This window comes from Pseudoteredinibacter isoporae (assembly GCF_011602085.1).
Classification (GTDB): Bacteria; Pseudomonadota; Gammaproteobacteria; order Pseudomonadales; family Cellvibrionaceae; genus Pseudoteredinibacter; species Pseudoteredinibacter isoporae.
This window is the reverse complement of sequence record NZ_JAAONY010000003.1, coordinates 167,223-187,939: the sequence shown is the minus strand read 5'-3', so window position 1 is coordinate 187,939 and position 20,717 is coordinate 167,223. Positions and strand designations below refer to the sequence as shown.

The 20,717-nt window shown below is 50.4% G+C and carries 16 protein-coding genes and 1 riboswitch; of the genes, 6 read left to right on the top strand and 10 right to left on the bottom strand.

Annotated elements, in window-relative coordinates:
• Window positions 1-355 precede the first annotated feature (355 nt).
• From G8768_RS17155 to G8768_RS17120, 8 genes are all read right to left on the bottom strand, one after another.
• Window positions 356-1,297, bottom strand: a complete 942-nt coding sequence (locus tag G8768_RS17155) for a hypothetical protein (RefSeq protein WP_166843714.1) — start codon at window positions 1,295-1,297, stop codon at window positions 356-358.
• 256 nt (window positions 1,298-1,553) lie between these two features.
• Window positions 1,554-2,699 (bottom strand): HesA/MoeB/ThiF family protein, encoded by a 1,146-nt coding sequence (locus G8768_RS17150; protein WP_166843715.1) that lies wholly within the window; start codon window positions 2,697-2,699, stop codon window positions 1,554-1,556.
• Window positions 2,696-4,303, bottom strand: coding sequence for a thiamine phosphate synthase (gene thiE, locus G8768_RS20875; protein ID WP_208020251.1), 1,608 nt, complete (start codon window positions 4,301-4,303; stop codon window positions 2,696-2,698). The genes G8768_RS17150 and thiE overlap by 4 nt, the downstream gene beginning before the upstream one ends.
• 22 nt (window positions 4,304-4,325) lie before the next feature.
• Complete coding sequence (locus G8768_RS17140) at window positions 4,326-5,105, bottom strand: thiazole synthase (RefSeq protein ID WP_166843716.1); 780 nt, start codon at window positions 5,103-5,105, stop codon at window positions 4,326-4,328.
• 3 nt (window positions 5,106-5,108) lie between these two features.
• Window positions 5,109-5,327 carry a sulfur carrier protein ThiS gene (gene thiS / locus G8768_RS17135; RefSeq protein WP_166843717.1) on the bottom strand — a complete coding sequence of 73 codons (219 nt, stop codon included), beginning with the start codon at window positions 5,325-5,327 and terminating at the stop codon, window positions 5,109-5,111.
• Window positions 5,328-5,360: 33 nt separating this feature from the next.
• Entirely contained in the window at window positions 5,361-6,476 is a 1,116-nt protein-coding gene (gene thiO / locus G8768_RS17130) for a glycine oxidase ThiO (protein ID WP_166843718.1), read from the bottom strand.
• An 8-nt stretch (window positions 6,477-6,484) separates the two neighbouring features.
• Complete coding sequence (gene thiC, locus G8768_RS17125; RefSeq protein ID WP_166843719.1) at window positions 6,485-8,386, bottom strand: phosphomethylpyrimidine synthase ThiC; 1,902 nt, start codon at window positions 8,384-8,386, stop codon at window positions 6,485-6,487.
• A 61-nt stretch (window positions 8,387-8,447) separates the two neighbouring features.
• Window positions 8,448-8,578: riboswitch (TPP riboswitch) on the bottom strand.
• A 218-nt stretch (window positions 8,579-8,796) separates the two neighbouring features.
• A complete protein-coding gene (locus G8768_RS17120) occupies window positions 8,797-9,369 on the bottom strand; it encodes a hypothetical protein (RefSeq protein WP_166843720.1) in 573 nt (190 codons plus the stop codon).
• 503 nt (window positions 9,370-9,872) lie between these two features.
• On the opposite strand from G8768_RS17120, the gene azu reads away from it, so the two are divergent.
• The gene (azu, locus tag G8768_RS17115) at window positions 9,873-10,310 is read left to right on the top strand and encodes an azurin (RefSeq protein ID WP_166843721.1); all 438 of its coding nucleotides are present in this window, start codon (window positions 9,873-9,875) and stop codon (window positions 10,308-10,310) included.
• Between the two features lie 200 nt (window positions 10,311-10,510).
• Here azu and mltF read toward each other — a convergent pair whose 3' ends face one another.
• Window positions 10,511-11,953: a membrane-bound lytic murein transglycosylase MltF gene (gene mltF / locus G8768_RS17110; protein ID WP_166843722.1), complete on the bottom strand. Its 1,443-nt coding sequence runs from the start codon at window positions 11,951-11,953 to the stop codon at window positions 10,511-10,513.
• Window positions 11,954-12,583: 630 nt separating this feature from the next.
• On the opposite strand from mltF, the gene purL reads away from it, so the two are divergent.
• The 5 genes from purL (at window position 12,584) to G8768_RS17085 (ending at window position 19,069) form a co-directional block, all read left to right on the top strand.
• The gene (gene purL / locus G8768_RS17105) at window positions 12,584-16,453 is read left to right on the top strand and encodes a phosphoribosylformylglycinamidine synthase (protein ID WP_166843723.1); all 3,870 of its coding nucleotides are present in this window, start codon (window positions 12,584-12,586) and stop codon (window positions 16,451-16,453) included.
• A gap of 43 nt (window positions 16,454-16,496) precedes the next feature.
• Complete coding sequence (locus G8768_RS17100) at window positions 16,497-16,982, top strand: NUDIX domain-containing protein (protein WP_166843724.1); 486 nt, start codon at window positions 16,497-16,499, stop codon at window positions 16,980-16,982.
• 67 nt (window positions 16,983-17,049) lie between these two features.
• Entirely contained in the window at window positions 17,050-17,661 is a 612-nt protein-coding gene (gene bamJ / locus G8768_RS17095) for a BamJ family beta-barrel-assembly machinery protein (protein WP_166843725.1), read from the top strand.
• Between the two features lie 122 nt (window positions 17,662-17,783).
• On the top strand, window positions 17,784-18,092 hold the full coding sequence (locus G8768_RS17090) for a DUF3144 domain-containing protein (RefSeq protein WP_166843726.1): 309 nt from the start codon (window positions 17,784-17,786) through the stop codon (window positions 18,090-18,092).
• A gap of 47 nt (window positions 18,093-18,139) precedes the next feature.
• Window positions 18,140-19,069, top strand: a complete 930-nt coding sequence (locus G8768_RS17085; RefSeq protein WP_166843727.1) for a hypothetical protein — start codon at window positions 18,140-18,142, stop codon at window positions 19,067-19,069.
• A gap of 73 nt (window positions 19,070-19,142) precedes the next feature.
• Here the strand turns inward: G8768_RS17085 and G8768_RS17080 are convergent, their stop codons facing one another.
• Window positions 19,143-20,525 (bottom strand): DEAD/DEAH box helicase, encoded by a 1,383-nt coding sequence (locus G8768_RS17080; protein ID WP_243749597.1) that lies wholly within the window; start codon window positions 20,523-20,525, stop codon window positions 19,143-19,145.
• Window positions 20,526-20,717: the final 192 nt, after the last annotated feature.

The window sequence follows — 20,717 nt, the reverse complement described above, 5'->3', positions numbered from 1 at the left end:
GGCTGGCGCTGTAACCAGTTTTATGGGTATCGTTGTGTGAATTTACTCATTTTCAAATAGTTTTAGACATAGATTCCTGAATAGAGAGCGTTTTAAATTCGTACGAAAATAGTTCACTGGGAATAATTGATGTGTAGACAGTATGGCGGTGTTGTTTGTTGAAAGAGAGATGGAAGAATTTCTGGGCTTTTCGGGCAGTCGTGGCACAGGAATGCGACAAGTCGTCTGATTTTTGTCCAATTGTCAATGCGCACACAACAACGTAAAGCCTGCGCCTCATGCTGCTGCGTAATCCATCGATGGTTAATCCTGACGTTATCGAGATAATGATCGAGTCATCCGGTTTGGTCTTTTTTCAAAGATAACCCTTTCGGCGAATCAGCGTTAAAACACTCAGGCCCAGTATTGCGAGTATAAGAGGATTCATTGTCGGCACGGAATGACTGTGGCCGCTTTCTGATGGTGGAGCAGAAGGGGTAACGCGCACCAGGATGGTCGATCCGCTAAAGTCGGCACTGCTTGCGCCGGGTGAAAAATCAAACGGGTCTCCATTGTCATCAATACGATTTGACAGGGATTCAAATTGACTAATCCCGTTGGGATTTCTGACCTTAATTAGAACCTTGGCCCTGTTATTTCCATTGTTTGAGCTGTCGTAGTTTTTATACGACAGGGTTGCGCTGTTGTTGCCCGTAATATCGACGATCGTCGGGGTTCCCTGAATCAGCTCAAAGGTTGTGCCGGTCTGTGTAGAAGACCAGGTTTGCACGGTATATTTATGGCCATTGTTATCGTCTCCTCCAAGAAGAAAATACAGCTCGGTTGGCAGACTCCCGGAGTTTAGGGTGTATTGATTGCTAATGGTTTGTTGGTCGGCAGCTTGAGACTCTTTATTGTTGTGCTGGCCCATATTTGCGCGAAACTCGGATACATTGTTAAGCGTAATTCCGTTGCCAGAGAAAATGGGGTCCGTAAAAGACGCGGGTCCGCTATCACTCTGTGCAAAGAATTCGGCGGTCAGGGTGATGCTGCCACCGCCATTCCCAGTCCAGTTTCCGCTGATGCTGCTTTCAAAGCCAGATCCGGCGGGCCAGCTTAGACTTTCAAAATCTGTACCCCCAACCGTGATAGTCGCTTGTGCCTGGCTCTGGCTGGAAGATGCAATAAGAAATGTACATAGGCTCAACATGAAAAAAAGTGTTATCAGAAGACCAAGGTTTTTAGGTTTGTTTTGTTTTTCATCGACGGGATGTATTGTACGAAGGGACGAAAATAGTTTGCTACTTTTGACTGACATTATTGCACGCTACCTTTGCTTGATGCGTGCCGCCTGGACACGCCCTAAAACATTTAGGTGCCATGATGTTTATCGTTAAGTGAATGACAAATGAATAGTTGTCTGGGAAATGATGAGTAAGCAGAAAATCCCTTTAATGGACATTAAAATTTTATAGAATTCGGAAATAGTATGGTTTTTCAGAAAGGGTGAAGTGCGTCACTTAATAATTTAATTATGTGTCAGAACTTTTACACTTTTTGACTTAGGAATTTTACTAATACTTTTGATTTAGCCCTCCGTAGAGTGATAGTAGATAAGTGTTATTGGTTTTCAAGTCGATCCATTTGTTTTCCAAAAGCTTTATCGCTTTGTCGCTTCTTTGGCCACTTTGGCAGTAGAAGAGATAATAGGTGTTTTCTTCCGGCTGGAGTGTCTCCTCCAGAATTTCCAGTGGGATGTTAAATCCCCCAATATTGAAATTTTTGTGTTCGTCGGAGTCACGAACATCAATCAATATTGTTTTTTCTGCGTCAAGGCTCTGGACGTCTTCCCAGCTGATGATGTGTTTCGAATCGAGAAGGCTTGTGCTTCTGCCCTGATGGTCTTGAGAAAAATCACGATATGTTTTTCGTCCATTACAGATGTCACAATCTGGAGATTTGTGAAGTGTGATGCAACGGGTTTGCAGGCCCTGTAAAATGTGCAGCTGATTCTGTTCGGTTTCCAGAGTCGGCAAGCGTGTTTGGGCAAGATGATTAATGGCCAGTAGAGCCTGCATGCCGCCGATGATACCAGGCACTGCGCCTATGACGCCGGCCTCGTTGCAATTGGGGGTTTCTGCCAGTTCCGGGTAAAGACATCGGAAACAAGAATGCCGGGGTTGTATCAAAGCGGCTTGGCCCTGAAAGCCCAGAACGCTGGCATAAACCCAGGGAATGTTGTAGTTGGCACAAACATCATTAATAAGGTATCGGCTGTAGAAATTATCAGTGCAGTCCAAAACCAGATCGCAGTGTTTGATCAGTTGATGGGCATTGTCCGGGTTGAGGTTCGCTTCCAAGCTCTTGATGGCGATATCTCTATTGGCTCCTCGGAGTTTCTCGGCGGCTATGCGAGCCTTGTTCGCAGCAATATCCCTTTCGCTAAACAGTACTTGTCGCTGTAAATTACTCAGGCTGACCGCATCACCATCAACCAACGTCAGTTCGCCAACGCCGGCGGCCGCCAGATACTGGGCAACCGGACAGCCGAGCCCGCCGAGCCCGATAATGAGCACTTTGGCGTTTTTTAATCGCTGTTGACCGTCTTTGCCGAACGAGGGTAGCTGAATCTGGCGCAGGTATCGTTCGTGTTCCTGTGCGTTAAGCTCGCTTTTGTTGCCGGGTGCCGAGCCTTGAGAATGCGGAACTTGTTTACTCATGATATTTTTTCCCTGGCGTGTTCAATCATCTGTAATAGTTCCCTCGTTGCTTTTTCGGGACTCTCAGCTTCGGTAATCGCAGAAATAAGTGCGATACCACTGCTGCCACATTGGGCAACTTCCGAAATGTTTTCGCGATTGATTCCGCCAATGGCTACCAAAGGACGATTTTGAAAGGACATTAGTGATTCGCACCAGTATCGTAAGCCGTTCAATCCATGGGGAATCCAGGGCATGTCTTTGCTTTGAGTGGCAAAGACAGGACCGCAGGCAATATAAGAAGGATTAATCGCGAGGCAACGAATCAATTCAAAGTGTGTGTGATTGCTGATGCCGAGTCGTAGGCCTGCTTGGGAAATAGCTCTCAGATCTGCCTTGTCCAGGTCTTCCTGGCCGAGATGAATGCCATAGGCGCCCATCTCGATCGCCAATTCCCAGTGATCATTAATAAAAAGACGGCAATTGGATTCCCGGGCCAACGCTATGGATTTCTCGATTTCCTCTTTGAGTGCCTGGCCATCCAAATCCTTAATACGCAATTGAATGGTGTGAATCCCCAGGGGCAATAAACGTTCCAGCCACTGGTAGCGGTCAACAACCGGGTAGAGCCCCAATTCATCGGCTTTTTCATCAGGTGACCCTATGCGGGTGTTGGGAGCGGTGCAGTCTTTAAATTCACATTGCATGGGTTCCTGCTGTTTCGCCCCAAGATCGACATAGTGTGGCCAAAAGCTTTTCGGAAAACCTTGGGCACTGATCGGGCCGGCTTCGTGATTTACAGCCTTCGCATGGTAAATGCCTTCTGCTACGGCCATATTAGCAATGACCAGGGCATCGACCATTTCGTACCCCAGGGCTAGGGCAGATGCAATACTGCTTGCCAGAGCACAACCGGTGCCGCGCAGGTTTTTGTTTTCCTGGCGTTGTTGTTCAAGAGCGAACATATGCTGATCATGACTGACAATATCCCGAAGGGTTTTGCTTTGGCGGTGTCCGCCTTTGATATAAACCCACTCAGCGCCTTGTTGGTGAAAATACTGCGCGGCCGCATTGATGTTTTGGTCAGTACTCAGAGAGGTACCGCTTAAGGCTTCCGCTTCGGGTAAGTTGGGAGTTATCACATCGCAGTATGGTAATAGCTGGGCGATATTGTCCGCCACGCCTTTTTCGGCCAGTTCGCCCCCGCAGCTGGCCACTGTTACCGGATCGAAAATAATCGGAATGCCTCCTGCGCGAATGTGTGAGAGCGTCTTGCAAAGCCATTGCAGTTGTTCCAGGTTGGCAATCAAACCGATTTTTATAGCTTGAGGTTTGAGGGCCATCGCGGCGTCAAACTGCGCCTGGCAGGCCTGAACAGATGTGGCGGAATGGCTGATGACGCATTGATTGTTCTGGGCGGTGACTGCAGTGATTACACATGCCTGGTGAACATTCATGGCTTGGCAAAAGCGTGCATCCATTTGCAAACCTGCTAAACCCGAACTGTCGCTGCCTCCGATACACAAAACGGCGGGGCGGCTTTCTGAGGCAGGCGGTGCAGAGTGACTCTGTACCGTGTTTTGTGTAGGACTATGGTGTCGGCGATGGAGTTTTTCTACAGGCATGATGGCTTGTCTCTGCGAATCTCTAGGTTTGGTGCCAAAAAGGCGTGCCCAGAGTCGGGGTGCTCGGTTGAGCGGTGTCTTGCTCGGGCATTAGGCCGGCTTCATACGCGAGGCGCCCGGCGTTTACTGCGAGCCCCATAGCTTGAGCCATGTTGATTGGATCATTGGCTTGGGCAACGGCGGTATTCAACAGCACGCCATCAAAACCCATCTCCATTGCCTGGCTGGCGTGAGAGGGAGCGCCGATGCCAGCGTCAACGATTAAAGTCGCTTCCGGTAAACGTTGGCGGAGATTGCGTAAGGCGTAGGGGTTGATCAAACCTTTACCCGTGCCAATGGGGGCTCCCCAGGGCATAAGAATACGGCAGCCAGCGGACATCAGCTTTTCACAGAGCACCAGATCATCAGTGCAATAGGGGAAAACTTCAAAACCCTGGGCAATTAATTCTTTACTGGCTTCCAGCAATGCAAACGGATCGGGCTGGAGGCTGTAATCATCGCCAATGACTTCAAGTTTTATCCAGTGGGTGCCGAAGAGTTCACGAGCCATTTGTGCGGTCGTAATCGCTTCTTTGGCGCTGTGGCAGCCTGCGGTATTTGGCAGTATGTTCAGCTTAAGCGATTTCAGCAATTGCCAGAATTGTTCGCCATCGGCACCATCGAAAGACTGCCTTCTGAGCGACACGGTGACTATCTGACTGTTACTCGCCTGAATAGCCTCACACATAATTTCCGGAGAAGGGTAGAGAGCTGAGCCAATCAGTAATCGGCTGTCGACTTCAGTGTCAGCAATTTTCCACATGACTTAACCTCCTTGCATGGGGACAAGCAGCTCAAGGTCGTCGCCTTCTTGCAGAGCTGTGTCGGCGTACTGGCTGCGCGGAATAAATTGTGCGTTCAGAGCCACGGCAAACTGTTTGGGGAGAATGATAGCGGCATCGTTGCGATTCAAGGAATCAAAAAAATCTTGCAGGTTATCGGGTTGTGGAATCTCTACGGCTTTTCCATTCAATACAATGTGCATAATGTTTCTCTCTGTTCGCCTCGCGTTACTTGCTTATGAAGCTGCGATGCGAAGAATATTATTGATTAGAGGATCAATGTCGCTTTTAGCCTGGTCTTCCTCTAACCAGTGGCGGGCGCAGATATCTGCGAGAGCAGGTGCCAACAAAAAACCGTGACGAAACAAACCATTGATTTCCGTTAGCCCGTCCTGAACCCGAATGATGGGTTGATTATCGGGCAGGGCCGGTCGGCAATTACTGAGACTCTCAACAATGCGTGCTTCTGCGAAACCGGGGTGAATGGCATAGAGCGCTGACAGTAATTCCAGTGCGGAGCGCACGCTCATTGGGCTGTAATCTTCCGTTTCTATTTGTGTGGCTCCGAGCACATACTCACGATTGGGTTTGGGCACGAGATACAGTCGATAACGAGGGTGCATCAAACGTACCATATGTTTCAGTTCAACCTCATTGGCGTGAACACGAATCACTTCACCACGCACAGCACGTAAATCCGACAGTAACGCCTTGGCGCCCATGCCGCGGCAATCGAAAATATGATCAAAGTCTTCCTCACCGGAATCACTGCTCAGCGTTCGGGAGTCGATAGTGTGCACCTTGCATTGGCTTCGCCACTCAATACCAACGGCTTGCAGCTTTTCCGCCATCACCGCCATAAGTCGATGATTGTCCAGCCAGGCTTCACCGGATAAAAACGTCGCCTGCTCAAACTGCTGGGTAAGCTCAGGTTCAATCTCGGCAATATGTGTTTTCTTCAAGTAGTGGACGCTTTCCGCATCGTTGGTTCGTGAAAACAGTTTGGCCCGAAGCTGCCGGTTAAAGCGTTCCAGGCTTGCTTGATCCTGTCGATGGGCGACTACCAGGGTGCCTGTGGTTTGCCAGCAGTCTTCAGCTTGCCAGGCTTTTAACCAGTTTGCCCAGAGTTCCAGGCTGTACTGACCCAGTTGAAAGATGCTGTCTTCGGCCGCTTCAAGTTCACTGTAGGGCGCAAGCATGCCTGCGGCAGTATACGCCGCAGCATTGCCGTGATCGGGAGCATCCTGATCAAACAGCGTAATCTTGTGACCAGCATCAGACAGACGCCATGCGAGGCAGCGGCCCATAATGCCGGCACCGACGATGGCGATCTCTTGACTCGATTTGCTCATGGAAGCCCTTAAACCTCGTGGTAAATCTCGCTGCCACTGGCTTTGAATTTCTCAGCCATTTCTTCCATTCCGGCTTTTGCAAAGTGTGTCTCGGGAGATTCCACAGACTCTGGGTTTTGTGCCGCGTAATCGCGCACTTCCTGGGTGATTTTCATGGAGCAAAATTTGGGACCACACATGGAGCAGAAGTGAGCCACCTTTGCGGAATCCTTTGGCAGCGTTTCATCGTGGAATTCACGCGCACGATCCGGGTCGAGGCTGAGATTAAATTGATCTTCCCAGCGAAATTCAAAGCGGGCTTTGGACAAGGCGTTGTCACGCAATTGCGATGCCGGGTGCCCTTTGGCGAGGTCTGCGGCATGGGCGGCAATTTTATAGGTGATAATGCCTTCTTTTACATCATCACGGTTTGGCAACCCCAGATGCTCTTTCGGGGTGACGTAGCAAAGCATGGCGCAGCCATACCAGCCAATCATGGCCGCACCAATTCCGGAAGAAAAATGATCGTAGCCGGGCGAAATGTCCGTCACCAATGGGCCTAGAGTGTAGAAGGGCGCTTCATGACAGTGCTTAAGCTGCTCGTCCATATTTTCTTTCACCATGTGCATGGGCACATGGCCAGGGCCTTCGATAAAAACCTGCACGTCGTGCTTCCAGGCAATTTTAGTCAGCTCACCCAATGTGCGCAGCTCAGCGAACTGTGCTTCATCATTGGCATCGGCGATCGAGCCTGGACGCAGGCCGTCTCCCAGGGAGAACGTGACATCATAGGCTTTCATGATTTCGCAGATTTCTTCAAAATGCGTGTAGAGGAAATTTTCTTTATGGTGAGCGAGACACCATTTGGCCATGATGGAGCCACCTCGGGAAACGATACCGGTCACGCGCTTTGCAGTCATCGGAACGTAGCGCAGAAGCACGCCGGCATGGATAGTAAAGTAATCTACGCCTTGCTCGGCTTGTTCGATCAAAGTGTCACGGAAGATTTCCCAGCTGAGGTTTTCAGCAATGCCGTCCACTTTTTCCAGCGCCTGGTAAATTGGTACGGTACCAATGGGCACCGGAGAGTTGCGTACAATCCATTCGCGAGTTTCGTGAATGTTTTTGCCTGTGGAAAGATCCATAACGGTATCGCCACCCCAGCGAGTCGACCAGACCAGCTTTTCCACTTCTTCCTCAATCGATGAGGTGACAGCGCTATTGCCGATGTTCGCGTTGATTTTTACCAAAAAGTTACGCCCAATAATCATGGGCTCAGATTCGGGGTGGTTAATGTTGGCGGGGATAACTGCACGGCCTGCCGCGACCTCGGAGCGAACAAATTCCGGCGTGATATAGGCAGGTGTGTTGGCTCCAAAGCTCTCCCCGGGGTGCTGTTGAGCATTGGCTTCTGCAATGGCGGCTTCTTCCAGAGCCAGATTTTCACGGATGGCAATGTATTCCATCTCAGGGGTAATAATGCCTTGTTTGGCGTAGTGCAACTGAGTGACATTTTTGCCGGCTTTGGCGCGTAAGGGTTTGCGGGTGGTGTGAAAGCGCAATGCTTCCAGACCAATATGTTGAGCGCGATGCTGAGTGTAATTGGAGCTGAAGGCGGCCAGTTCTTCACAATCATCACGTTCCGTAATCCAGTTGTCACGCAAGGGGGAAAGGCCTTTGCGGACGTCAATCTCGACGCTGGGATCGGTGTAAGGGCCGGAGGTGTCGTAAACGCGTACCGGTGGATTCTCTTCCAGTGATCCATCTTGCTGCTGGGTTGGCGACTGACTGACCTCGCGCATAGCCACTTGAATATCGGCTCGGCTGCCTGTCACATAAATCTTTTGGGAGTTGGGTAAGGGCTCGGTCGACAGGCTATCGACACTGGCAGATTCACTTAAAAACTTAACAGGGCTGTTCGGCTTCGACATGTTTTGCTCCAAAAAAAGAGAAAATACATGCGGCCTGACGGAGGGGGAAATAAAACACCCCTGGAGTGAATGACTTGTTTCCTACGCAGGTACTAACCTGTTCAGGTGCTACGGGTTTGGATAATCCATCTCAGCTATATGAGCTGTTTTTCTCGTTAGAAATCAGCCCACACAGCACCCCGACAAGACGCGTGATGGGGCCATTCTACCGATCTGGATGATCAGTTCAACCGTCAATTAACGTTTTTCTTTGGCCCTGATTTTCGTAAGACATTGTTGAAGACCGGTTGGTAGAAGGGTGAAAACCTTCACAGACCGGCTGGATATTTACGGTAGCTAATCCGCATGACGGCATTACGATGTTGTGTTTATCAAGTTCAATAAGCGGGATGGCTGTCGTTGTGGAAACGCTAGAGTTCGATTCGTATTTCGTTTTCGTTAATTTTGAAACCGGGTGTGTACAAATCGGCAATAAACTCGCTTTGGCTTTCGCCATCCAAGTTGTAAACAAGATTGTCTCGCTTCCAACGGTCTCTGGCTTCATTGCATTTTATGCCGCCATCCAGGTATCTTCCTCGATGTAAAAATTGTTCAGGAATCACGACTAAATTTTGGCAGGAAATACTCTGGTATCGATATTTTTCATAGGGAAGTAGCACCATCTCATAGTTGGCATCAGCACTGAAAACTCTATATTCAAAGTCTCCCATGCGCGCGGAAAGACGATTAATTGATGAAGCATTTTGGGGATGCAATTCTGTTTCAGATGAAAAATGTCTTTCAGGAATTTTGGCAATAATATAAGCAGTATCGCCTCGAATAATCACATTGAGTCTTTCGCTTGAAATATTTTCCAAGGATACAGTGAAGTGAGAGGCGGGCTTGTAGAGGAGCCAAAATGCCAGCAAAGTAATCACGATGGAAAGGGAAACAAATAATCCACTTCGTTCAAAATTGTTGAGAGAGTTGTAAAACTTTTTCAATGCTTTTGCCTTGCGATCGACGATTTTTTGTCTGAGCTTTGAGTCTGGAAACAAACAACGGTCGGTGTACCTGAGCGAATCCTTGAACCATTTCCTGGTGGGTTCTGCTCGCCTGTTTTCCCGAGTTCTCCAGGCCGATTGGAGATGTTGCTTATTGCGCCAGCTGCAGGTAGCTCGCTTATCTAAGACGAAATATTTATAAAAAACTTCAATTTGAAGAGCAAAAAACGACTCGGAGACTGCGATCGAGTAGGGTGCATACGGGGCAATCCTGCCCCAGGTCGACGCTAGTACAGCGCGGTGGGCGATTCAAGTTCGACTGTTCAATTTTTAGTCGGCCATCACAAAGTGCCCAGATAATTTTGCCCATTTCTTAGACGATTGAGGGTCAAGCCTTTGCGCCAAGTCAAGCCTGCGGCATATTGTCGCAACTAATGCTTGAGCATTGATGAAATCTTGTTGTTAAATACTAGTGATTCTCAATATTGTATAAGGAACACCTTATGAAACCTGTTTACGCTCTACCTTTGTTGATGTTTGCCAGCAGCGCTTTTGCCGCTTGCGACGTTGAAATTGAAGCCAACGACGCCATGCGCTTTAACAAGGCGGAGATGGTTGTCGACGCCAGCTGTAAAGAAGTCACTGTAACCCTGAAGCACACTGGAAAATTGCCTGCAACCAGCATGGGACATAACTGGGTATTATCGAAAACGGCGGATGTAACGCCTTTAGCGACTGCAGGAATGTCGGCGGGTGTGGCTAACAGCTATCTACCAGCCGGGGATGCACGCGTTCTGGCGGCTACCAAGGTCATTGGTGGTGGTGAATCGACCAAGGTGACATTTGATATGAGCAAGTTACAGGCGGGCGGTGATTACAGCTTCTTCTGCTCGTTCCCGGGTCATTGGGCCATTATGAAAGGCAAGTTTGTCGTCAAATAAGTCTGCTCATTGAGCTTCTGTACATTGCCCTGAGTGTTTTGCTCAGGGCGATCTTGATTGTGTTTTGGGGTGCCTGATACTTGTATCGCTCGGTTTTCCCCCGATTTTCATTCAGCCGTTCACTCGACTTTCATCCGACCTGTCGTTCGACTTTTTATTTGATATTAGTAGAGCAGGCCTGAGCTAGGTGGGCTGTGCGATTAGAGTAATGACATGTTCAGGTCGCGCTCATCCTGTTGCAGCTTAACGGCTTCCACTTGTTTGCTTTCACTTTTTTCAGGTCGGCTTTGAGCGATGTTGTCCTGCCAGGACAAGATGTCGTAATACTGTTGAATATTCTGAACATATTTAACCGGTTCGCGACCACGGGCATAGCCGTATCGCAGTGTGCTGTAGTACTTTTTCTGGCTTAAAAGAGGGAGACGTTTTCTTACCTCTTCCCAGTGGTTGGGGTTGCCGCCCAGGCGCTGGGTTAGGACCCGGGCATCTTCCAAGTGCGCAAAGCCGACATTATAGGCTGCCAGGGCAAACCAGGTTCGATCATCACCCTGAATGCCTTTGGGAAGGCGTTTAAAAATACTTTTAAAATAACGCGCTCCACCTTCGATACTTTGTGCCGGGTCGGTACGATCTTTAATACCCATTTCCCTGGCGGTTGTTTTGGTCAGCATCATCAAGCCGCGAACGCCAGTGTAGGATTTTGCATTGGCGTTCCAGTGTGATTCCTGGTAGCTAATGGCCGCCAAAAGATTCCAATCGAGATTATGTTCCTTAGCCGATTTCAGTAACAAATCCCGCCACTGGGGCAGTCGAGTTTGAACTCGACGGTAAAAAGCAACCGCATCGGTGTAATCCATTTTTTTAATGTGACTGTAGTGCTGCGCAGTCAGTTGTTCCAGTTTGCCGTTTTCATAGATGTCCTGCATAAACGCTGCGGCGGCATTAAACAGACTGTGATCTGCGGTATCGGAAAAATTCCAGGCGATTTCGCTGGAATTGGACAGATCAAAAGCAATACGGACTTCGGGGTACAGGTGACGGCTGATATCAAAAATATTGGAATCTACCACGGCATAATCCAGGCTGCCGTTTTGAACCTTGGCAATCAGATCAATATTGTCGGTTTCCGCAATTTCATCCCAGCGCAGTTCTGGATGGTTTTGCTGAAGTTGTTTTAAGGTGGCGCTGTGGTGGCTGCCAAATTCCACTTGCAAAGACTTATTCACTAAATCTTCCGGGCCTTTCGGTTTTTCAGTGCCTTTTTTATAAATCAGGTATTCTTTTACAAACAGATAGGGCACGCCCTGACGAACCGGGTAGAGATGACGACGGCTGTTGGCGACACCGAGGTCAAAGCGCTCTTTGGCAACACCGAATTGAAGCTGACTGAGATTGGCTGGGCTGACCAGTTCCAGATCCACTCCCAGATAATCTGCAAATTGTCGCAGGAGGGCGATATCAAATTCGAGGTGCGGGGCGATTTCTTCGCCCCCCTGGCTGCCTTTAACTGCGGCTAGCAAGATGCCACGCTCTTTGATGCGATCCAGCTGAGAAGGAAAGTGGCTGCCAAACAGGCAGGCGGTAAAAAATAACAGGATCATCCCCCGGCTAATATGGCGGAGGGCAGTTCGCATTGAAGTCATCGTCGCGCCTCCTTTTTGTCATTAGCTTGATGGGATTAACGTTATGCTGGGCAGCGCCTGCGAACCCAGGGCTGATGAAGACTGTGATGGCCGGTCTGCCAACGGTGCTTTTACCCACTGGCTGGATATTCATGAAAACCACGCAAACAACAGTCGTGTTCATTCGCCGGAACTGCTTCATAGTTTATCCAAGCTTGGCCTGGCTAACCAGTGTTTGAGACTCTCTACCTGTGCAAAATTTTGTACGAATGGGTAAACAGACATTAAGCGAATTCGCCCGCAGAGTATGAAAACAGCGGTTTTCAAGGCGCTGGCAGAAGGGCTGTGGGGAAGCTATCGGCGGTGCAAAACTGCGATTAATGGTATGGCTTGGCAGGGTTCAGGCGGAGCTTTTCAGAGCTTTGCTCAGTCCTTGAGCAGCCCCGGCCTGAAACGGGGGATAGCCGGTTTCTGGGCTGAACAAAAGAGCCTTGCCCCGAGGCTCCAAAAATAACGGAGAAAAGCGCTTTTCAGGCCAGGCTCTTGCTAGACCCCGGCCGGGCTCCCTAGTACAATACCGCGCCTATCTTCTGGGCCCTCAAAGGCCCCTGGAACTGGCTATTTCCCTGCTTTAAGAGGCGATTTAACACTATGCTGACCCTTCGCGGCGCTCCGGCACTTTCTTCTTTTCGTAAACAGAAACTTTTACAGCAGTTGCAAGCTGTCGACCCTTCGGTCACGGCGGTCTATGCTGAATACATGCATTTTGCTGAATTGAGTGCTGAACTCAATTCAACTGAGCAGGACATTCTCGCGAAGCTCATGCATTACGGCCCGAGCGAAGCGGTTGAAGAGCCTCAAGGTGAAGCCTATATCGTGGTTCCCCGTCCTGGCACCATTTCCCCCTGGTCCTCGAAAGCCACCGATATTGTGCACAATGCGGGTTTGAGCAATGTAGAACGGGTTGAACGTGGCATCGCTTACTACGTCGTAGGCGCTGAGCGCAGCGACGTCATTGCGGCTCAATTGCACGATCGCATGGTGGAGGCGGTATTTGTTGAGAGCGAAGAGGCCAGCGCCTTATTCCGTCATGAAACGCCGAAACCTTCCACCGATGTGGACATTCTCGGTGGTGGGCGCCCCGCACTGGAAAAAGCCAATGTGGAGTTGGGGCTCGCTTTGGCAGATGATGAAATTGATTATCTTGTCGACAGTTTCAAGGAGCTGAACCGCAACCCGGTTGATGTTGAGCTGATGATGTTTGCCCAGGCCAACTCGGAGCATTGTCGCCACAAAATTTTTAACGCCAGTTGGACCATCGATGGCGAAGAGCAGGATCTGTCCCTGTTTAAAATGATCAAGAATACCAATGAACGGGGCGGCGACAATGTACTGTCGGCCTACGCAGATAATGCTTCGGTTATCCGTGGCTCCAAGGCTGGTCGCTTTTACCCCGATCCGGAAAATCGCAGCTACCGCTTTAGCCAGGAAGATATTCATATCCTGATGAAGGTGGAAACCCATAACCATCCAACGGCTATTGCTCCGTTCCCGGGTGCGGGTACGGGTTCTGGTGGTGAAATCCGTGACGAAGGCGCTGTGGGTAAGGGCTCTAAACCTAAGGTCGGCCTTACTGGTTTTACGGTATCCAATTTGCAGATTCCTGAGTTTGTTCAACCCTGGGAGCAGGATTACGGCAAACCTGGCCGTATCGTTTCCGCACTGGATATTATGATCGAAGGCCCAATTGGTGGTGCGGCGTTTAACAATGAATTTGGTCGTCCGAACATTTGCGGTTATTTCCGTAGCTTTGAAGAAAACTTTGACGGCGAGCGTCGTGGCTATCACAAGCCGATCATGCTGGCCGGTGGTTACGGCAACATCAAGGAAGAGCATGTCGAGCAGAACGAATTCGACGCGGGTACCAAGCTGATTGTATTGGGTGGCCCTGCGATGTTGATTGGTCTGGGCGGTGGTGCTGCGTCTTCCATGACGTCTGGCTCTTCCAGCGAAGATCTGGATTTTGCCTCGGTTCAACGCCAGAACCCCGAAATCGAGCGCCGCTGTCAGGAAGTGATCGATGCTTGCTGGCAGCTGGGCGAGAACAACCCTATTGCTTTTATCCACGACGTGGGTGCGGGTGGTCTGTCCAACGCCTTTCCTGAACTGGCCAAAGACGGCGGTTGCGGCGCACATTTTGAGCTGCGTAATGTGCCCAATGATGAGCCGGGCATGAGCCCTCTCGAAATCTGGTGTAACGAATCCCAGGAGCGTTATGTACTGGCCGTTAATCCGGAGAATCTGGCCCGTTTTGAAGCCATCTGTCAGCGTGAGCGTGCGCCATACTCGGTTGTGGGGACCGCTACCGATGATGATGTACTGATCGTCAACGATACGCATTTTGATGCCAAGCCCGTTGATTTGCCGATGTCGGTATTGTTCGGCAAGCCGCCTAAAATGCACCGTGAGGGTGATAAGCGCGTTTATGACACGGCTGCTTTTGACGGCAGTCAGGTTGAGCTGGATGAAGCCATTCGCCGTGTGCTGCAGCATCCTTCCGTGGCCAGTAAAAGTTTCCTGATCACCATTGGCGATCGCACGGTTACCGGTCAGGTTGTCCGTGATCAGTTTGTGGGTCCATGGCAGGTGCCGGTTGCCGACTGTGCAGTCACCACGGCTGCTTACGATACCTTTACCGGTAACTATGCTGGTGAGGCGATGTCGATGGGGGAACGGACACCGGTGGCCTTGTTGGATGGTCCTGCATCGGGTCGCTTAGCGATTGCCGAATCGATTACCAATATTGCCGCCAGCTCGATTGCTGATATCAAGGACATCAAGCTCAGCGCCAACTGGATGTGTGCCGCAGGCCATCCGGGGGAAGATGAAAAACTCTTCCGTACGGTTGAAGCAGTGGGCATGGAGTTGTGTCCTGAGCTGGGTATCACTATTCCGGTTGGTAAAGATTCCATGTCTATGCGCACCGCCTGGCAGGAATCGGGTGAGGACAAAGCCGTTACTGCGCCCCTGTCTCTGGTCATTACCGCTTTTGCGCCGGTTACCGATGTGCGCAAAACCCTGACTCCGGAACTGCGTGCCGATAAGGGCAGTACGGATCTTGTTTATATCGATTTGGGTAATCTGAAGCACCGTATGGGCGGCAGTATTCTGGCCCAGGTGTATAACCAGATGGGCGATGTGCCGGCTGATGTCGACAGCGCTGAACAATTGAAAGCTTTCTTTAGCATCGTTCAAAAAGCCAATCAGGAAGGTAAGCTCATCGCTTACCACGATAAGGGCGATGGCGGTCTGCTGGCGACCGTAGCGGAGATGTCCTTCGCGGGTCGCGTTGGTGTGGATATCAATATTGATTTGCTTGGTGAAGATATTCTTGCGGCTCTGTTCTCTGAAGAGCTAGGTGCTGTGGTGCAAATGCGCCGCGAAGACGCCAATGATTTTATCGCTCAGTTTGAAGCGGCTGGTATCCACGCCAGTAAGCTGGGTTGGTTGAACGATAAGGATTGCCTGCGCATTGAGGCAGGCGGTGCGGTTATTTACGAACAAGAGCGTTCTGTGTTGCAGTCTTTGTGGTCTGAAACCAGCTACCGCATGGCAGCCTTGCGTGACAATGCCGATTGCGCGCGTTCCGAGTTTGATCAGATCAGTAAAGTGGATCCAGGTTTGAGCGCCAAGCTGAGCTACGATCCAAGTGAAGATGTTGCAGCGCCAATGATTGCCAAAGGCGTGAAGCCAAAAGTTGCCGTTCTGCGAGAGCAAGGCGTCAACAGTCATGTTGAAATGGCCGCTGCCTTCACTCGCGCAGGTTTTGAAGCGGTTGATGTTCACATGAGTGATATTTTGGCTGGGCGTATCGATCTGGCCGATGTGAAAGGCTTGGCAGCCTGTGGCGGTTTCTCATACGGCGACGTATTGGGTGCCGGCGAAGGTTGGGCTAAGACGATTCTGTTTAATGAACAGGTGCGCGATCAATTCCAGACTTTCTTCCATCGCGATGACAGCTTCAGCCTCGGTGTGTGTAATGGCTGTCAAATGATGTCAAACCTGAAGAGTCTGGTGCCAGGCGCTGAGCATTGGCCGCGCTTTGTGCGTAACCGTTCCGAGCAATTCGAGGCACGCCATTCTATGGTGCAGGTTCAGGAGTCGCCGTCTGTGTTGCTGGCCGGTATGGCGGGCTCCAGTATGCCGGTTGCCGTCTCCCACGGTGAGGGTCGAGCAGAATTTGCCAGCGATGACGCCTTGGAAGCCTGTCATGAATCGGGCTTGGTTGCTCTGCGTTATGTAGACAATCATCTGCAGGTCAGTGAGACCTACCCAATGAATCCAAACGGTTCACCGTTGGGCATTACTGCGCTGAGCAGCGCTGACGGTCGTAGCACCATAATGATGCCGCACCCTGAGCGAGTGTATCGCTCGGTGACGAACTCCTGGTGCCCGGACGAATGGGAAGAAGATGGCGCGTGGACACGATTGTTCCGCAACGCGCGAGTCTTTGTGGACTGATTGGTGCGATAGCGAATGCCGGGATAGCAATAAGGATAATAAAATGAAGTTTTGTCCCCAATGTAGAACCGATATGGTCAATGCTCTGATCGATGGTGAAGAGCGTTTGGCCTGCGCCGATGTACAGTGCGGCTTTGTACACTGGAATAATCCAGTGCCCGTTGTTGCTGCGATTGTTGAATACGGCGATAGCATCGTGCTTGCACATAATGTGCAGTGGCCAGAAGGTATGTTTTCGGTCATTACTGGTTTTGTCGAACAGGGCGAAGACCCGCAGGAAGGCGTGTTACGCGAAGTGCAGGAAGAGTTGGGTTTGAATGGTTTTGATCCCAAACTGGTTGGCGTATACCCGTTTCCGCAGATGAATCAGGTGATCATTGCGTACCATGTGAGAGCCGCTGGCGAAATAAAACTGAATCATGAATTGGATGCGACTAAACTTGTCCCCGTGGATGAGTTACAAGGTTGGGAATTTGGAACCGGCCTGGCGGTAAAGGACTTTGTTGCCGCTCGAAACAGCAATGCCTAAACGGATTGTGGACTACAAGAATCGTGGCCGGTAGAACACGGGCCCTTTAACAAGATAAGAGAGAGCTATGTCATTCGAATCACAAGAACAACACGCCAGTTATGGTATCGGCCGTCAGATGGCCGATCAGTTGGCTCAAAGCCCATTTCCCGGTTTTGACCGCGAAGCCGCTTTGGCTGGTTTTACCGATGCTATCCAGGGTGAAGACAGCAAAGTGTCTCCAGCGGATATCAATGCGGCATTCCAGGCGATTCAGGCGAAGCTGCAAGCTGAAGAAGCTGAGCGCTCCAAAGTAATGGCAAAAGAGGGCGAAGACTTCCTGGCGAACAATGCCAAGCGCGGTGAGGTATCTATTACAGACAGCGGCCTGCAGTATGAAGTGCTGCAGGCGGGCGAAGGTGAGGTACCTAAAGCAACGGACACGGTGAGCGTGCATTATCACGGCACGTTAATCGATGGCACCGTATTCGACAGTTCGGTTGATCGTGGTCAGCCTGCCGAGTTCCCGGTAACAGGGGTAATTGCGGGCTGGGTAGAAGCCTTGCAGCTGATGCCTGTGGGTTCCAAGTGGAAGTTGTTTATCCCGTATCAGCTGGCCTATGGCGAGCGCGGTGCTGGCGGCGCGATTGGTCCATACTCCGCGCTGGTTTTTGAAGTAGAGCTGCTGGCAATCGTTTAACTCTGAACGATTGGCCTTGTTGCTGAAAAACCCGGCCTATGCCGGGTTTTTTGTGTTGTAAGTTTGGAGTGACACGGTATTGTCATTACCCTGTTACTTTCCGTTAGTAAATTGGTGTGTTTATGAGCGATCAAAATCTGGAACAACTGTTTTGGAGTTGCGTTGAAGAGTCATTGTCCCTGGCCAATGAAAAGGCCCAGGATGCTGATCCCGGTGTCGTGAGTGAGGCTTTGATGTATGCTGCTGCGCGGTTTGCGACGTTTGTGATGGCGGCGAACAGTGAAACCCAGGATGACTTTGTGGAAGATCGCTCGGAATACTTCAAGCATCTCGCCGGTCGTTTTCGTGATTTTCTGGACGATAACTTCGACGACTATGGTGAAAATTATCATCAGCTGCTTGAACGCCCGAATACCGATGAAGACCAGTAAATAACAATTAAAAATTCTAAATAATCTCAGGAAGAAGTAGAACGAAGATGATGAAAACAGGAACATCCAGAGTTAGGCGCTTTGCCCATATTGCCGGCCTTGCCACAGTAGTGGCGAGCGTTGCAGCATGCGTTTATATGCCCGGACAGCAACACAGCGAACTGGGCTTAAGTTTCAGTGATGCCCAGACGAGTAAGCTGGTGAAAACCCTGGAGGAAACCTCAGGCCTCGCACAACATGGCGAGCTGCTGTGGACCCACAACGACAGCGGCGATAAGGCGCGTATTTACGCTATCAACGAGCAGGGTGAAATACAAAAGACGGTTTTGATCGAGAACGGCCATAACTTTGATTGGGAAGAAATGGCCCATGACAAAAAACATCTCTATGTTGCTGACATCGGCGACAACTTTGGTCAGCGTGAAGAATCCTATTTATATCGCCTTGCCTGGAAAGATCTGGAAAATGTGTCCGATAAGGGCTCTGTAAAAGCGACAAAAATGACACTTCGCATTGCAGGCAAGCCTAAACAGGTGCCGAACAAAGAGGTCCATAATTTTGATTTTGAAGGCCTGGCTAATGTCGGCGATGAGCTCTGGCTGTTCAGCAAAAATCGCCAGGACGGGCACAGCAGTTTGTACCGTTTAAATAAAAATGAAACCGAGCAAACAGTTTCCGCCAGTGCTAGCTATCCGGTGGATATGTTAGTGACTGCCGTTGATTATGATCAGGCCCGCAACGAGTTTGCAATTCTCGGTTACCAGCTGGGTTGGAATGGCATGTCGAGCTTTCTGTGGCGAGTGAAGCGTTCGGCCGACGGGAAATCGCTGGACTGGAGCAGCGCCCAACGTTACGACATCGAACCCGATGGCCAATGGGAGGCTGTGGTTTGGGATAGCAAACAGCCCGGTTTGCTGTGGTTGAGTCGAGAAGGGAATCAGCAAGCGGATGTGGCTTTGGCGAAAATCCAGTTTTAAACTCGATCTCTGTTCTAAACAAAAAGCCCGCAATGAAAATTGCGGGCTTTTTGTTTTCAAGCTGTTTTAAAAACTAGGAATCCTGATCGTCCTTAAACGGCTTGCGCTTGGCGGGGCTGAATGCCGCGCTGCCATCGCCCAGGGTCTCAGCTCTTGTTGCGCTGGCCTTTCGGCGTTTACCGATATTCTTTTGATCGCGCAGACGTTTCTTGGGCTTGCTTTTTTTGCTGTTTTTATCGTCTTTATCGCTGCGTTTTTTCACGCCGGCTTTTTTACCGGTGCTCTTAACTTTTTTCGGGCCTTTGAAGTTGCTGGGTAATTCTTCGATGCTGCGGGCTTTCATGCGAACACCCAGGGAGGTTTCGATCTTCGCCATTAGATTCCATTCATTGGAATTGATCAGGTTGATGGCGATACCCTGAGCGCCAGCGCGTCCGGTGCGGCCAATGCGATGGGTGTAATCGTCCACATTGCGAGCCATATCGACATTGATCACAAGGTCAACGTCTTTTACGTCGAGTCCACGGGCTGCGATATCGGTGGCCACCAAAACATTGATGTGGTTTCGGCGGAAGCGATCCATCGTGCGATTGCGCTCGTCCTGTTCCATATCGCCATGCAGTGCGCCAACACGTTGTTTGCTGTACGCCAGAAATCCGCGTAACTCGCTGGCCAATGCTTTGGTGTTGGTGAAGATCAGGGCTTTGTTATAGCGGTCATTAGCAAGGAGCCAGCTTAGCAGCTGCTTTTTGTGCTGCGGGCTGTCGGCCAGAATGCGTTGTTGTCGAATATTCGGTTGGCTTTCTTCCTGATCCTCCATGGCAATTGAAAGAGGGTCATTTAACAGATTCTGGGCCAGGTTTTCCGCCTTGGCATGGCTTAGGGTGGCAGAGAACAACAGGCTTTGGTGATGGCTGCCGCATTCGCTGGCGATACGTTCGAGATCTTCACTGAAGCCCATGTCGAGCATTCGATCCGCTTCATCAAGGACTAGAGTCTCCAAATCACCTAAATCGGTATTGCCTTTGTCAATATGCTCAACCAGTCGACCCGGGGTCGCAATAATGATTTCCGGATTCTTGCGCAATATGGCTTTTTGATATTTGAATTCGGCGCCCCCGGCGATCACTGCGGCTTCAATGCGGCAGAACTTATTCAGAAGCGTTGCTTGTTTGAGGATCTGGCGTGCCAGTTCACGGGTGGGGCAGAGAATCAGGGCGCGGGTGCCAGTCTTTGGGGAATCTTTACTCAGCAAGCGCTGATACACCGGTAGCAAAAAGGCCAGGGTCTTGCCACTGCCGGTGGCGGCCGAAACCATTAAATCCTTGCCTTCCAGGGCAACCGGGATAGCTGCTTCCTGCACGGCGGTAGCGGATTGCAGCTCCTGGGCTTCCAGGGCTCGGTGCAATTGTGGGTCCTGGATTAGCTCCATTAATGGGGTGTTGCTCGGTTTCAAAGGCCTGACCTCGGTGATGCTGGATGGTGCATGGGCTGCGCATGCGGAAAAGGGGGGGGATTATAGCTGAACTTGTTGGCTTAGGACATCTCGCTCTTCCAAGGCCAAGGTGTTATTCAGAGGTGCTATCCACAGGTGTTGGGCGGCGGTGCCCGGAGGAGGAATTCCCGGGAAAAGTGCTGATGGGTAAAC